This is a genomic window from Nocardia sp. NPDC004260 (genome assembly GCF_053603155.1).
The window spans coordinates 50,049-64,348 of the sequence record NZ_JBSGEZ010000034.1 but is presented as its reverse complement, the minus strand read 5'-3'; the positions used below and the strand labels follow the sequence as shown (position 1 = coordinate 64,348).

Below are 14,300 nucleotides of genomic sequence, written 5' to 3'. Positions count from 1 at the left end.
GGCTCTCGACGCTGCCGACCCGACGGCGGGTCAGGTCACCAGCGTCTCCGTCAATCCCGCCGCGGTGAGTTCCAGGCGCCGGGTCACCCCGATGTCGTCGAGGAAGCGCGGATCGTGGCTGACCACGATCAGCGCGCCCTCGAAGCCGGCCAGCGCCTGGGTGAGGTGCTCCAGGCTGGGCAGGTCGAGGTTGTTGGTCGGCTCGTCCAGTAGCAGCAGGCGCGGCGCGGGGTCGGCCAGCAGCAGCATCGCCAGCGCCGCGCGCAACCGTTCACCGCCGGACAGCGCCGCCGCCGCGACGTCGGCGTCCGCGCCGCGGAACAGGAAGCGGGCCAGCTGCGCCCGGATCCGCTCCGCGGAGGCGTGCGGCGCGGTGGAGGCGACATTCTCGAATACCGTCTTCCGCTCGTCGAAGATATCCAAGCGCTGCGGCAGCATCCGCCACGGCACCTTCGGCCCCTCCTCGACGATGCGCCGCAGCAGCGTCGTCTTGCCCACGCCGTTGCGGCCGGTCAACGCGATCCGCTCCGGACCGGACACCCGCAACGCCACCGTCGGCCCGCACGCCAGCTCGACTCCGTCCAGCTCGATGACGTCCTGACCGGGATACAGCCGCGTGTCGGGCAACTCCACCCGGATCTCCCGATCGTCGCGCAACAACTCCTTGGCCTGCTCGAGCTGTTCCTTGGCGGAGTCCAACTTCTCGATGTGGTTGTTGCGCAACTTGCCCGCGGACACCTGCGCCTGCCGTTTGCGTTCTCCCATCACGATTTTCGGCTCCCGCTTCTGGTCCCACATCTTCTGTCCGTACCGCTGTCTGCGGTCCAGTTTGATGCGCGCCTCGACGAGTTCGCGGGCCTGCTTGCGGACATCGCTGCGCGCGTCCCGGATCGCGGCGCGGGCCGCCTCCTGCTCGGCGGCGACGATCCGCTCGTATTCGCTGAAATTGCCGCCGAACAACCGGAGTTCGCCGTGCCGCAGCTCCGCGATGGTCGCCATCCGATCCAGGAGCGCACGGTCGTGGCTGACCGTGAGCACCGTGCCGGAGAATTGGCCGATCACCTCGTAGAGCCGCGCGCGAGCCACCCGATCCAGGTTGTTCGTCGGTTCGTCCAGCAGCAGCACGTCGGGCTCGGCGAGCAGCTCGGCGACCAGTCCGAGCAGCACCGTCTCGCCGCCGGACAGGGTGTCGAGCGTGCGATCGAGATGCTCCACCGAGTCGGCGACATAGTGCAGGCCGAGCCGGGCCAGCAACGCCAACGCCCGCTCCTCGACATCCCACTGGTTGCCGACCGAATCGAAGTCGGTCTCGCTGCCCGCACCGGCTTCGATGCGGTGCAATGCTTTTCGCACCTCCGCGATGCCCAGCACCGCGTCGACGCGCTGCCCAACGCCCAGACCGAGGTCTTGGCGCAGATACCCGAGATGCCCGGCGACCGTGACGGACCCGCGAACGGGCTTCAGCTCCCCCGCGATCAACCGCAGCAAGGTGGATTTACCCGCACCGTTCCCGCCGACCAGGCCGATGTGACCGGGGCCGAGCACGGCGTCGAGGCCCTCGAAAACGGGGGTGCCGTCCGGCCAGCCGAAAGTGAGATCGGAAAAAGACAGATTGGTCATGCCAGCTCCCAGAGGTTGCGACGAGACACGGCGCGCGAATGCGGGCCGCACGGTGGCTACCTCAAATGAGCAACGGCAGAACTCCGATCAACGGAAATAAGACCTCTACAGGTTAATCACAACTTCGGCAGATGCGCCAGTGCGATTCGAATCACACTGCGCGTCAGGACGACGCGCCGATGGCGGCGGCGACGGCCGCGGGCAGCGGATAAGGGCGCTCCTCGGGAAGTGCCCGAGTCGCCGCCTCCAGCTTCCCGTCCGCTACCAACTGCCGCAGCTGCCGCGCTTCCCCAGTCGCCGCGGTGGCGAGCAACAGAATTAGGCTGCGAGCGGCTCCCGGCCGGCGACCCCGCGCGCGGCCGGTGTCGGCTCAGAGCTGAACGATCGAGGTCAGCGGGTAGTCGCCCTGCCGGGCGCGCCCGCCCAGGAAGCCGAGTTCCAGCACCACCGCGGCGGCGGCCACTTCGGCGCCCGCCTGCTTGAAGAGCTCGGCCGCGGCGGCGAGCGTGCCGCCGGTGGCGAGGACGTCGTCCAGCAACAGAACGCGACGGCCGGTCAGGTCGAGGCCGTCCGCGGGAATCTCCAGCGCGGCGGTGCCGTATTCGAGGCTGTACTCCCGGCTGATCACCGGCGGCGGCAGTTTGCCCGCTTTGCGGACGGCGAGCACGCCGGTGCCGAGGGACGCGGCGACACCCGCACCGAGCAGGAAGCCACGGGCGTCGACGCCGGCAACCAGATCGGCGTCGGGTGCGCACGCGGCCAGGCAATCGACCACGGCGCGGAAGCCCTCGGCGTCGGCGAACACCGGGGTGAGATCCGCGAAACGTACACCGGGCGTGGGGAAGTCGTCGTGCCAACGGGTCAAACGGTCGACCACCTCGGCGGCTCTGGTGGTCCGTTCGGCGGCTACATTCTCGGACTCGATCGCCGCGTGCTTGCTCATCGACACCTCTCCATGATCACATCACCCACACCGTCTATCACCGCTCGAGCACCCACCGGTCCATGTTCCAGCCGGTTCCGGCCTGGTTGGGGGCGGCGATCCCGTTGCGCAGCCCCTGGCCGAAGGCGATCGTGCGCGGGGTGGCGAACAACGGAATGCTCGGCAGCTCCGCCCACAGCAGGTTCTCGGCCTCGGTGAGCAGATTCAGCTGTGCGGCCGCACTGTCGTCGGCCCCGAGCTGATCGGTGATCGCATCGTAACGGCCGTTGCCGTACCGTCCGAAATTGAGACCGTTACCGGTGCGCAACGCGCTGGTCGCGGCCCCTCCCCCGATCGAGCCCGCCGGACCGGGGGCCGACGCGGTGCTGCCGAGGACGGCGTCGACCTTGCCCTCGGTGAGCCGGGCGGGAGTGAAATCGGGCGCTCCGGCGTCCACCACGGTGATGCCCGCCGGTTTGCAGGCCTCGGCGATCATGGTGACCGTCTGCGCGCGCCGGTCGTCCGGGCCCGCGTAGCCGATCCGGACGGTGGGATTCGGTGCGCCTGAGGCGGCCACGGCCCTGGTCGCGTTCGCCACGTCACCGCCGGAATAGTTGTTCGACGCGCCGATGACCGCCGGGTAGAGCAGGGAATCCTGTTGCAGGATATGCGCGTTCAGTGGTCCGGAGCCGAGCCCGGTCTTGGGTGCGTCCGGCACCTTCCCGAGCTTGTCGAACAGCGTCTGGCGCGGCAGGCACAGCGCGAACGCCCGGCGCGCCTCGACCGAGGCGAACACCCCGCCGGTGGACAGCGTCAACTGCTCGGCGCCGCGGCCGGGCAGGGTCTGCACCGAGAAGCCGTTCAGATTCAAGTCCTTCACCGAGTGCGCGCCGACGTCGAGCACGCCGACGGCGTTGTCGCCGACCTTCTTCTTCAAGTCGAAGGTCTTGGGCCACACCACGATCCGCCCGGTCGCCGGTTTGTTACCCCACCAGCGCTCGTTGGCCACCAGCACCAAACCGTCTTCGCTGCCGAAGGATTCGATGCGGTAGGGCCCCGACGAGGGGAACCGCGACAGGTCGAGCCGTCCGTCGGCCGGAATGGTCCATCCGGTGTTCCAGAACTCCGCGATCCTGCCGAGGGCGTTCGGATCGCCGGTCTGCAACGCCGACACCACGTTGGGCACGTTCGCCACTTGGGCCGCGACGTGCGCGGGCATCAGCTCACCAGCCGTGAACAGGTTGCGCCACGGCAGGTACCGCCTGCCGGGCCGGAACACCACCGTGGCATCACGCGAGCCCGGCTGGCAGTCGACCCGCTCGATGGCGTCGTAGCCGCTGGTGCTCGCGGCGTCGAACAGCGGAACAGGGCCCCGATCACCGGGTTTGGTGTACCGCCCGCTGCGTGCGGCCCAAGCCAGGACCAAGTCGTCGCAGGAGGTGGGCACACCGTCGGAGTACACGCCGTCGGGGTTGAGGCGGTACTGGATGGTCTGCGACTCGCCCGGCACCTCCTTGGCGGTCCCGAAGTCGGTGTCGGCGACCTGCTGGCCGTCCGGACCGGTGTAGAAGAAGCCGGTCAGTACCCGGGAGAACACCGCGGAGGACCCGGAACTCGCCCCGAGCGAGCTGGCGCCATTATAGGTGGCGATGGTGGCATCGGTCGCGTAGCCGATGGAGGGCACCTGATTCTTGCTGGAGCAGCCGACCATCAGCCCGGCGGCCAGCGTCCCCGCAGCGAGCGCTCCGATCAGTCGTACCGCACTGCGTGGCTGTCGCATGAAACCCCTTGCCTGGTGTCAGTTCCGCCTCTTGTGCCGTTTGCCGCTCGGACGCGCGCCGGGTCGCGGCGCCTGCCCGGCCGCGCGCTGCTTGCGCGGCGCCTCTTCGTAGTCCCGCCCGGCTGCCATGCTCGCCCGGCGCTCCGCCGCGACGCCCGCCCGGGCGCTCGCCGCGCCGGCCCGCTTGGCCAGAACCTTCTTCGTGTGCGCCGCCACGGGCCCCCAGCGTTCCTTGATCGAGACCAGCAGCGGGGTAGCGAAGAAGATCGAGGAGTACGTGCCGACCAGCAGACCCACCAGCTGTACCAGCGCCAAATCCTTCAGGGTGCCGACGCCCAGCATCCACACCGCGATCACCATCAGCCCCACGATCGGCAGGATGCCGATCAAGGCGGTGTTGATCGAGCGCATGAGCGTCTGGTTCACCGCGAGGTTGGCCTGTTCGCCGTAGGTGCGCCGAGTCAGGTGCAGGATACCGTGGGTGTTCTCCTCCACCTTGTCGAACACGACGACGGAGTCGTAGAGCGAGAAGCCGAGAATGGTCAGGATGCCGATCACGGTCGCCGGGGTGACCTCGAACCCGACCAGTGAGTACACGCCCGCGGTGACCGTGACGTCGAAGGCCAGCGCCGCCAGCGCCGCGATGGCCATGTGCGCCTCGTAGCGGATCGCGATATAGCCCGCGACGAGCACGAGGAACACCGCGAGCGCGATGATCGCCTTGCGCGTGATCTGGCTGCCCCAGGTCTCGCTGACGTCGGAGGTGCTGATCGCGGCCCGGCTCGGGTTGCCGGACTTGTCCTTCGGCTGGAACTCGGCGAACAGCGCGCTGTTGAGCGCCTCGACCTGCTTCTGGTTCAGCGCCTCGGACCGGATCAGCATGGTGGCCGATCCGCCGGCGCCGACGGTCTGCACCGAGACCGGGTCGGTACCGATCGCGCCGCGGTAGACATCCTCCACCGCGCTGGGGGTCGCGTTCCCCGCCGGGAACTGGATGCGCGAACCGCCCTCGAAGTCGATGCCGAAGTTGAAGCCGCGGAAGATGATGCTGCCCAGCGAGACGAGCACGATCGCGGCGGTGATGATGTACCACATGCGGCGTTTGCCGATCACGTCGATCGCGCCGGTGCCGGTGTAGAGGCGGTTGAAGAAGCCGTGCTTGGGCGTCTGCGGGTCGCCGACCGCCGCGAACACGTCGGTGATCTCGGTGGCGCTCGTCTTGTCGAGCGACGGGGTGGTGTGGCTGTTGGTCATCGTCCTCACGCCTTCCCGAGTGCGGCCTCGGCCGCCTTCCGCTCACGGGCGACCTGCTGGATCGCGCCGAGGCCGTTCACCGACGGCTTGGACCAGAACGCCGTCCGCGAAGCGAGCAGCACCAGCGGCGAGGTGACCAGGAACACCACGACCACGTCGAGGATCGTCGTGAGACCGAGGGTGAACGCGAAGCCCTTCACCTGTCCGACGGCCAGGATGTAGAGCACCGCCGCGGCGATGAAGCTGACCGCGTTGCCGGACAGGATGGTCCGGCGGGCGCGCTGCCAGCCGCGCGGAGCGGCGGAACGGAAGCTGCGGCCCTCGCGCATCTCGTCCTTGATGCGCTCGAAGAACACCACGAACGAGTCGGCGGTCATACCGATACCGATGATCAGACCGGCGATGCCTGCGAGGTCGAGCGTGAATCCGATCCAGCGCCCGAGCAGCACCATGATGCCGTACACCGCGAATCCCGATGCCACCAGCGACAGACCGGTGACGAATCCGAGCATCCGGTAGTACAGGAGGCAGTACAGCAGCACCACCAGCAGGCCGACCGCGCCGGCGAGCAGGCCCGCTTTCAGCGAGGACAGGCCCAGCGTCGCGGACACCGTCTCGGCTTCCGAAGTCTGGAACGACAGCGGCAGCGAGCCGTACTTCAGCGTGTTCGCCAGTTCCTTCGCCGACGTCGCGGTGAAGTTGCCGGAGATCTGGGTGCGGCCACCCTGCTGCGGGCCCTGCTGCACGACGGGTGCGCTGACCACCTTCGAGTCGAGCACGAACGCGACCCGCTTGTAGACGTACTCACCGGTGAGCGACGCCCACGCGTCACTGCCGCCGGACTTGAAGTCCAGGTAGACCTCGTGCCTGGCCTGCTGCTGGTTCAGGCCCGAGGTGGCGTCCTTGATCTCCTGGCCGTCGATGCGGCTCTTGTCCAGCAGGAAGACCTCGGTGCCATCGGTCGAGCAGGTCACCAGCGGAAGGGCCGGGTCGTCGTTGCCCGCGAGCGGATCGGCCTTCCCGCAGTCCATGGTGGCCAGCGCGGCCTGCTGCACCGACTGGTCGGTGCTCTGGCGCAGGGCCTTGGCCGCCTGGATCTCCTTGGTCGACTCTTCGGTGGGCTCCAAGCCGGGATCCGTGGGTGGCTGCGTCGGCTGCTGAGCGGGGAACACGCGCTGCTGCGGGGCGGGCGCGGGCTCGGTGGTCTCCGGCGCGGCGGGCTGCGTGGCCTCCGGCTGCGCGGCGGGCGCGGGCTGGGTGCCCGGCGCGGTCTGCGGGGTCGCGCCGCGTCCCGCCGCGGGCACGGCCTGCAGCACGGGGCGGATGTAGAGCTTGGCCGTGGTCGCCAGCGCGCGCGCCTGCTGCCCGTCGTCGCCGGGCACGGTGATCACGATGTTGTCGCCGTCGATGACGACCTCGGATCCGCCGACACCGAGGCCGTTGACGCGGTTCTCGATGATGTCCTGCGCCTTCTTCAGGCTGTCCTGGCTCGGCTTGCTGCCGTCCGGCGTGCGCGCGGACAGCGTGACGCGGGTGCCGCCCTGCAGGTCGATACCGAGCTTGGGTGTCGGGGACTTGTCACCGGTGAAGAACACCAGCGCATAGATCACGGCCAGCAGCGCGGCGTAGACACCGAGCAGCCGCAGCGGGTGCGCCGATCCCTGGGAAGGTGGCACAGTACGTCATCTCCTAGGCGGGAAGTCGAGGATGGAACATGCGGACGTGCACCAGCGCCGCCGGGTGCGCGGACGGACGGCCGCGGCGACATCCGGCGAGCCGGGGCACAACCGGAACGATCAGTCCTTGGTCAGGCGGGTCTCGGTCTGCTCGGCGGATTCCTCGACGGCCTCGGTGGTGTCCGAGCCGGTGGTCTCCGAGCCGGTCTCCTCGGTGCTCACCTGGTCCTCGGTGCGCACCTCACGGATGGCCTGGCGCAGCCACGTGGTGACCACGTCCTCGGCGATCTCGAGGTCGACCGTGGTGTCGTCGAGTTCGACCACGGTGCCGTACAGACCCGACGTGGTGACGACCTGATCGCCGATCTTCAGGCTGTCCTGCATCTGGGTGACCTTCTCGGCTTCCCGCTTCTGACGGCGGACACCGAGGAACATCGGCACGAGCAGGGCTACCAGTAGCAGCGGAAACAGCAGTTCCATCGTCGAAGTCAGTCCCTAGTGTCGTGGGTGGGATGGGCAAGTACCCACACAGTCTGCCAGTTCGCTGCGCGGGTGCCACACCCGCACGCCCGCTGGGCAGCTACAACGGCTTAGATCGCACACCGGCTCGCCCGCCGGGGAACGCTCCGGCGGGCGAGCGGAGACAGCGGTGTCAGGCGGTCTTGCCGTAGACGTAGTCCTCCAGCGGGAAGGCGACCGCTTCGCGATGGGCGTTCAGCGTGCTGGTGGGCCGCAGCAGGGCGGCCTCGCCGTGCTGGTTGAAGTAGTAGCTGCGCGCGGTGGCGCAGTCGCCGCCGTAGAAGACCGAGGAGCCCAGCTTGTCGGTCACCCGGTCCAGGAACGCCGCGTTGGCCTGCTCGCTGACCTCGAAGGTGGTCTCGCCCCGGCGGCGCAACTCGCCGAACAACCTGCCCATGTGCTTCATCTGGGCTTCGATGGTGGTGAAGTAGGACAGGCCGCTGTAGGAGTACGGACTGTTGAGGCTGAGGAAGTTGGGGAACTTCGGCACCGTGATGCCCTCGTAGGCTTGAAAACGGTTGTCCCGCCAGAACTTTCCGAGGTTCACCCCGTCCCGGCCGATGATCTCGATGGCCGGGAAGTTCACGTCCCACAGATTGAATCCGGTGGCCAGGATCAGGGTGTCGATCTCGGTCTTGTGCCCGTCGGCGGTGACGATGCTGTCCGGCTGAATGTGGTCGATCGAATTCGTCTCCAGGCGCACGTGCGGCTGGTTGAACGTGGTGAAGTAGCGGTTGGAGAAGGTCGGCCGCTTGCACCCGAAATCGTAGTGCGGTGTCAGCTGCCTGCGCGTCTCCTTGTCGCGCACGGACGCCCGCAGGTGCGCCTTGGCCAACGCTCCCGCCCCCTTGTTCAGCAGCTTGGCCTGCTTGAAGTGCAGCACCCCGACCACCATCAGCGCCTCCAGCAGGCTGGTGTTGACCAGTCGCGCGGCCTTCTGCGTGGCGGGGACCCGTTCGAACAGCTTGCGCACCGGGGCGGGAATCGCGGTGTCGACCTTCGGCACCACCCAGATCGGGGTGCGCTGGAACACCGTGAGCGCCCGCGCCTTCTTGGCCACCTCGGGCACCAGCTGCACGGCGGTTGCGCCGGTGCCGATGATCGCGGCCGTGCGGCCGGTGAGGTCGAAGTCGTCCTCCCACGCGGTGGTGTGGATGATCTTGCCCGCGAACGAGTCGATGCCGGGGAACGGCGGGGTGTAGGGCTGGGACAGGAATCCCGTCGCCGTCAGCAGGTACCGGCCGGTGACGGTTTCCCCGCCCGCGATCGAGACCACCCAGTGTTGCCGCTCTTCGTCCCAGCGCGCGCCGTCGACGACGGTGCCGAAGCGCATGCGGCGGCGCAGGCCGTACTTGTCGGCGACGTGCGCGGCGTACTTCTTCAGCTCCCCGCCCGGCGCGAACAGCCGCGACCAGTGCGGATTCGGTTCGAACGAGTAGGAGTAGGTGACCGAGGCGATGTCGACCGCGAGACCCGGATAGTGGTTGACGTGCCAGGTGCCGCCCAGATCGTCCTCGCGTTCGAGGATGACGTAATTGCTCAGGCCGAGCCGATCGAGCTGAATACCGGCCCCCATACCGCCGAACCCCGCACCGACCACAACCGCGTCGTATTGAGGCGCCACACCGAACCTCCTGCTAGCTGAACCACATATCACGGAATGACACATCATTCCGTTTGTGATGACTGTATCATCGGGAAGGTGACGAAGCCATCCACGCGTGCCGAGCGACGGAAAGCCGAACTGCGGCAAGAGATCATCGACACCGCCTTCGTCTGTTTCGCCGAGAAGGGCTATCACCCCACCGGCATCGCCGACATCGCGGGACAGCTCGGCATCGGTCACGGCACCTTCTACCGCTACTTCAGCAACAAGCGCGACATCATCGACCACGTCATCGATGACCTCGCCGCGCGCATCATCGCTGCCCTCGGCACCGAGAACGCCCCGGACGCCGCCGCCACCCTCGACGAATACCGCGCCCAGATCGACCGCATCGGCGTGGCCCTCACCGAGATCCTGCTGACCGATCGCCGGGTGGCCCAGTTGCTGCTGTTCCACGCCACCGGCATCGACGACGAACTCACCCAGCGGCTGTACGGACTCCTCGATACCGCCGACGCGCTGACCGCGGGCTATCTCGACCACGGTGTCGAGCAGGGCTACCTGCGCGCCGACCTGGACACGCTGAACACCGCGCGCGCGGTGACCGGCATGCTGATCGGGGGCATCGTCTACTCGCTACGCGAACCCGACGAGGCCGCGATCGCGGGACTGAACCAGGCGATCCGCCGCCTGCTCGTGGACGGCGTGCGCAAGGACTGAGCACTTCGGCAATCCCCCTGACACCCCCACCGGCGCTAGGGTGAGGCGCACTGATCCGACGCTTTCGCCAGGGGGACGGCCCTTGTTCGCAAAAGGCCAGGGAAGCGCGAAGTTTCCCTTCCGATCGGCCGGACGCGCCGAGCCTGACAGAATGTCGCCCGTGACTCCGGAGGACGTGCGCCGCACCCGTTTCGCGACCCCGACGCTCGGGCATCGCGGCTATCACGCGGACGAGGTGGACGCCTTCCTCGAACTCGTCGCCGCGACGCTGGCCGGGCACGGCGTGCTCGCCGCCGACGATCTGCGGCATGTCGGTTTCGGCGCGCCCCGGCTCGGCCAGCGCGGCTACCGCGCCGACCAGGTGGACGAGTACCTCGACCAGCTGCGCGCGGAACTGGAGTTCCGGCAGCGCGGCGTCCGTCCGGTGCCCGCCGCGAACGGCAACGGCCACGCCATGCTCACCTTCGACGATGTGCAGCGCATGCGATTCAGCCAGGCCCCGGTGGGCAGGCGCGGATACAACGAGGAAGAGGTCGGCGCGTTCCTCGATCTGGTCGCCGCGACCCTCGCGCACGGCGGACCGGGCAGCCTCACCCTCACCGACGTCGAGGCCGTCCGCTTCACCGAGGCCCGGCTCGGCACTCGCGGCTACCAGCGCGAGGAGGTCGACGCTTTCCGCGACTTGGTCGCCGCCGCCCTGCGCCATCGCAGCTGACCCGCCACCGCGGCCGCGATCACCCGAGCGCCCGGCTCATTCGAACAGGTCGAGCGTGGGGTGCGGCTCGCGACCGCGCACTTCGATGGAACCGAACACCAGGTCGGGCGGCGGAACGAGACCGAGATGCTCCCACGCGGCCGCGGTGGCGACCCGGCCGCGGGGTGTGCGCGCGACCATGCCCGCGCGAACCAGGAACGGTTCGCAGACCTCTTCCACGGTCGCGGCCTCCTCCCCGACCGCCACAGCCAAGGTGGACACCCCCACCGGGCCACCGCCGAAACTGCGGACGAGCGCGCCGAGCACCGCGCGGTCGAGCCGGTCGAGGCCGAGCACGTCCACGTCGTAGACCTCCAGCGCGGCCTGGGCGATGGGGCGGGTGATCCGGCCGTCGGCACGCACCTCCGCGTAGTCGCGCACGCGGCGCAGCAAGCGATTGGCGATACGGGGCGTGCCGCGTGAACGGCCCGCGATCTCGGCCGCCGCCTCCTCCTCGATGACGACACCGAGGATGTGTGCCGACCGTTGCAAGATGCGCAGCAACTCGCCGGGCTCGTAGAAGTCCATGTGCCCGGTGAAGCCGAAACGGTCGCGCAGCGGACCGGTCAGCGCTCCGGATCTGGTGGTGGCCCCGACCAGCGTAAACGGTGCGATATCCAGGGGAATGGAGGTCGCCCCCGGCCCCTTGCCGACGACGACGTCCACCCGGAAGTCCTCCATCGCCAGGTAGAGCATCTCCTCGGCGGGGCGCGCCATCCGGTGGATCTCGTCGATGAACAGCACGTCGCCCTCGACCAGGTTGCTGAGCATGGCGGCGAGGTCTCCGGCCCGCTCCAGCGCGGGACCCGACGTGATCCGCAGCGCGGTGCCGAGTTCGGCCGCGATGATCATGGCCATGCTGGTCTTGCCCAGACCCGGCGGCCCGGACAGCAGGACGTGATCCGGTGTGCCGCCGCGCTGTTTGGCCCCGCGCAACACCAGCGCGAGCTGTTCGCGGACACGGGGTTGACCGATGAAGTCGTCCAGCGACTTCGGGCGCAGACTCGCCTCGATCTCGCCGTCGGACTTGAGATAGTCGGCGCTGACCTGCGATTCGTCGGGTTCCTCAGGATGATCCATGACGCCTTACCGGTTCTTGCCGAGCAGGCCGAGCGCCGCCCGGAGGGCGGCGGAGGTGTCGGCGGCGGGCTGTTCCGCCAGCACCGCGTCGATCGCCTGTTCGGCCTGTCTGGCGGCGAAACCGAGGCCGACGAGCGCGTCGGTGACCTGGTCACGCACGGGGGTGACCACCGCGGCGGACGCGGATCCGGGCGGGCCCGCGGGCACGGGAACGAGATTCACCTTGTCGCGCAGTTCCACCACCATGCGCTCGGCGCCGCGCTTGCCGATGCCGGGAACCCGGGTCAGTGCCGCCACGTTGCTCTCGGCCAGCGCTTTGCGCAGCGCTTCGGGTTCGAGTACGGCCAGCACCGCCATGGCCAGGCGAGGCCCGACGCCCGAAACGGTCTGCAACAGGCCGAACAGGTCGCGGGCCTCGGTGTCGGCGAAACCGTAGAGGGTCATCGAGTCCTCGCGGACGATCATCGCGGTGTAGAGCCGGGTTTCCTCGCCTCGGGTGAGCCCGGCCAGGGTGGACGGAGTGGCATTGAGCCGGTAGCCCACGCCTGCCGCCTCGATCACCGCGTGGTCGAGGGCGATCTCCAGCACTTCACCGCGTACCGACGCGATCACCCGTGCACCGCCTTCCGTTGTTCGGCCAGCCGCTCCCGATATCGGCGCTGCGCCGCGGCCGCCTTGGCCTCCGCCGCCGCCATCCGCTCCAGCAGCGGCGCTCGCCAACAATGGCAGATCGCCAGCGCCAGCGCATCCGCCGCGTCCGCCGGTTTCGGCGCGGACGGCAGCCCGAGGATACGGGTGACCATGGCGGTCACCTGCTTCTTGTCCGCGGTGCCGTTGCCGGTCACCGCGGCCTTCACCTCGCTGGGTGTGTGGAACGCGACCGGAATTCCCCGGCGCGCGGCGGCCAGCGCGATGACGCCGCCCGCCTGCGCGGTGCCCATGGCGGTACGGACATTGTGCTGAGCGAAGACGCGTTCGATGGCGACGGCCCCCGGCTCGTGGATGTCCATCCAGCGCTCGGCGGCGTCCGCGACCGCGAGCAGGCGCTGCGCCAGATCCATATCGCCGGGAGTGCGGACCACGTCGACGTCCACGGCGGTGACCTTCCGCCCCGATCCGCCCTCCACGATGCTGAGGCCGCAGCGAGTGAGTCCGGGGTCGACGCCCATCACCCGCACGACAACCCCTCTCGCAGACACGAACAATTGTTCGAAGTCTAGCGGAGGCTTCGCCTTTCGCCGTCCAGCGACACAGCCCCGGCTATTCGCCGACAGCCGCCGCTTCCCGCGCGGCGCCGGGCAACCCCAGCAACTCCGGACGGCTCGCGCGGGCCGCCCACTGCCGCGCGGGATCGGCCACGAGGCGCCGCGCCGCCAGATCGAGCAAGCCGCTGACATTGGTCACCGTCGCGGCGACCACGCCGTCGGCGCGGGTCAGGACGTGCTCGACACGATAGGTCTTGCCGTCTCCCCACTGCCAGGCGCACGAGACGTCCACGGTGTCGCCACCGCGGAGTTCGCGCTGGAAGCGGAGCACGGTTTCCAAGTTGACCGGCCCGAGCCCGGACGCGATCAGCTCGTCCACCGACACACCCGCCGCCTGAACACAGGCGAAACGGGCGTGATCGGCGAATTGGTGGTAGGCCGCGCCGGTGACGTGCAACTGGGAATCCAGGTCAGAGACCCGGATTTCGATGCGAGTACTGAACGACACGCGCCGACTATGTCAGCGGGGACCGACAAGTTCGGCCCACCGGTTCTGTAAACCTGCCGTACCCGTGACGACACGGCGGCTGCCGGAGCAGGAGGTCTCAAGTCCCGGAGACATGCCGCGCGAACGCACCGTGAGCCCGTTCGTCGAAGAGAACGAATCGCGCCTCCGATACCGCCGTCTCCGTCGTACGAACCGTGTCGACAGCGATTCGCGCCCCGTCGTCCATCGGCCAGCCGAAGATCCCGGTCGAGATCGCCGGGAAGGCGACCGTGCGCGCCCCCAATTCGTCCGCCACACGCAAGGATTCGCGATAACAGGAGGCCAGCAGAGCGGAGCGGTCCTCGACGTCCGACCACACCGGCCCGACGGTGTGGATGACCCACCGCGCGGGAAGCCGACCCGCCGTGGTGGCCACCGCCGCTCCGGTGGCAAGTCCCGCGCCGTAGTGCGACGCCCGCAATCGGCGGCATTCCGCCAGGATTTCCGGGCCGCCGCGCCGGTGGATCGCTCCGTCCACTCCCCCGCCGCCGAGCAGCGACGAATTCGCCGCGTTGACCACCGCGTCGACCTCCTGTTCGGTGATGTCGCCGCGCACCAGCACGAGTTCGACCATGCTCGCATTCTGCCTCGCGCACCACGGACGGCACGACAATATT

The 14,300-nt window shown here is 68.8% G+C and carries 15 protein-coding genes; 2 read left to right on the top strand and 13 right to left on the bottom strand.

What is annotated here, in order from left to right; all coding sequences use genetic code 11:
- Positions 1-30: 30 nt before the first annotated feature.
- The 8 genes from ACWEO7_RS20820 to ACWEO7_RS20785 form a co-directional block, all read right to left on the bottom strand.
- Positions 31-1,620, bottom strand: a complete 1,590-nt coding sequence (locus ACWEO7_RS20820) for an ABC-F family ATP-binding cassette domain-containing protein (protein WP_452425375.1) — start codon at positions 1,618-1,620, stop codon at positions 31-33.
- A 163-nt stretch (positions 1,621-1,783) separates the two neighbouring features.
- Positions 1,784-1,933, bottom strand: a complete 150-nt coding sequence (locus ACWEO7_RS20815; protein ID WP_452425373.1) for a hypothetical protein — start codon at positions 1,931-1,933, stop codon at positions 1,784-1,786.
- 57 nt (positions 1,934-1,990) lie between these two features.
- Positions 1,991-2,563 carry an adenine phosphoribosyltransferase gene (locus tag ACWEO7_RS20810; RefSeq protein ID WP_355070486.1) on the bottom strand — a complete coding sequence of 191 codons (573 nt, stop codon included), beginning with the start codon at positions 2,561-2,563 and terminating at the stop codon, positions 1,991-1,993.
- 37 nt (positions 2,564-2,600) lie between these two features.
- Positions 2,601-4,322 carry an ABC transporter substrate-binding protein gene (locus tag ACWEO7_RS20805; RefSeq protein WP_452425371.1) on the bottom strand — a complete coding sequence of 574 codons (1,722 nt, stop codon included), beginning with the start codon at positions 4,320-4,322 and terminating at the stop codon, positions 2,601-2,603.
- Positions 4,323-4,340: 18 nt separating this feature from the next.
- Positions 4,341-5,576 carry a protein translocase subunit SecF gene (secF, locus tag ACWEO7_RS20800; RefSeq protein ID WP_452425369.1) on the bottom strand — a complete coding sequence of 412 codons (1,236 nt, stop codon included), beginning with the start codon at positions 5,574-5,576 and terminating at the stop codon, positions 4,341-4,343.
- Between the two features lie 5 nt (positions 5,577-5,581).
- On the bottom strand, positions 5,582-7,252 hold the full coding sequence (secD, locus tag ACWEO7_RS20795; protein WP_452425367.1) for a protein translocase subunit SecD: 1,671 nt from the start codon (positions 7,250-7,252) through the stop codon (positions 5,582-5,584).
- Between the two features lie 120 nt (positions 7,253-7,372).
- On the bottom strand, positions 7,373-7,732 hold the full coding sequence (yajC, locus tag ACWEO7_RS20790; RefSeq protein ID WP_397275911.1) for a preprotein translocase subunit YajC: 360 nt from the start codon (positions 7,730-7,732) through the stop codon (positions 7,373-7,375).
- Positions 7,733-7,904: 172 nt separating this feature from the next.
- Positions 7,905-9,395 (bottom strand): flavin-containing monooxygenase, encoded by a 1,491-nt coding sequence (locus tag ACWEO7_RS20785; protein ID WP_452425365.1) that lies wholly within the window; start codon positions 9,393-9,395, stop codon positions 7,905-7,907.
- A 36-nt stretch (positions 9,396-9,431) separates the two neighbouring features.
- Between ACWEO7_RS20785 and ACWEO7_RS20780 the strand changes: the two genes are divergently transcribed.
- Positions 9,432-10,097 carry a TetR/AcrR family transcriptional regulator gene (locus ACWEO7_RS20780; protein ID WP_452425363.1) on the top strand — a complete coding sequence of 222 codons (666 nt, stop codon included), beginning with the start codon at positions 9,432-9,434 and terminating at the stop codon, positions 10,095-10,097.
- Between the two features lie 151 nt (positions 10,098-10,248).
- Positions 10,249-10,812, top strand: coding sequence for a DivIVA domain-containing protein (locus ACWEO7_RS20775; RefSeq protein WP_452425361.1), 564 nt, complete (start codon positions 10,249-10,251; stop codon positions 10,810-10,812).
- 36 nt (positions 10,813-10,848) lie between these two features.
- Here the strand turns inward: ACWEO7_RS20775 and ruvB are convergent, their stop codons facing one another.
- From ruvB to ACWEO7_RS20750, 5 genes are all read right to left on the bottom strand, one after another.
- Positions 10,849-11,931, bottom strand: a complete 1,083-nt coding sequence (gene ruvB / locus ACWEO7_RS20770) for a Holliday junction branch migration DNA helicase RuvB (RefSeq protein WP_452425359.1) — start codon at positions 11,929-11,931, stop codon at positions 10,849-10,851.
- A gap of 6 nt (positions 11,932-11,937) precedes the next feature.
- Positions 11,938-12,543, bottom strand: coding sequence for a Holliday junction branch migration protein RuvA (ruvA, locus tag ACWEO7_RS20765; RefSeq protein ID WP_452425356.1), 606 nt, complete (start codon positions 12,541-12,543; stop codon positions 11,938-11,940).
- Positions 12,540-13,109, bottom strand: coding sequence for a crossover junction endodeoxyribonuclease RuvC (ruvC, locus tag ACWEO7_RS20760; protein ID WP_379251073.1), 570 nt, complete (start codon positions 13,107-13,109; stop codon positions 12,540-12,542). Before ruvC ends, ruvA begins: the two co-directional genes overlap by 4 nt.
- An 82-nt stretch (positions 13,110-13,191) precedes the next feature.
- Positions 13,192-13,644, bottom strand: coding sequence for an acyl-CoA thioesterase (locus ACWEO7_RS20755; protein WP_452425355.1), 453 nt, complete (start codon positions 13,642-13,644; stop codon positions 13,192-13,194).
- A 97-nt stretch (positions 13,645-13,741) separates the two neighbouring features.
- Positions 13,742-14,257 (bottom strand): O-acetyl-ADP-ribose deacetylase, encoded by a 516-nt coding sequence (locus ACWEO7_RS20750; protein WP_452425353.1) that lies wholly within the window; start codon positions 14,255-14,257, stop codon positions 13,742-13,744.
- Positions 14,258-14,300 lie beyond the last annotated feature (43 nt).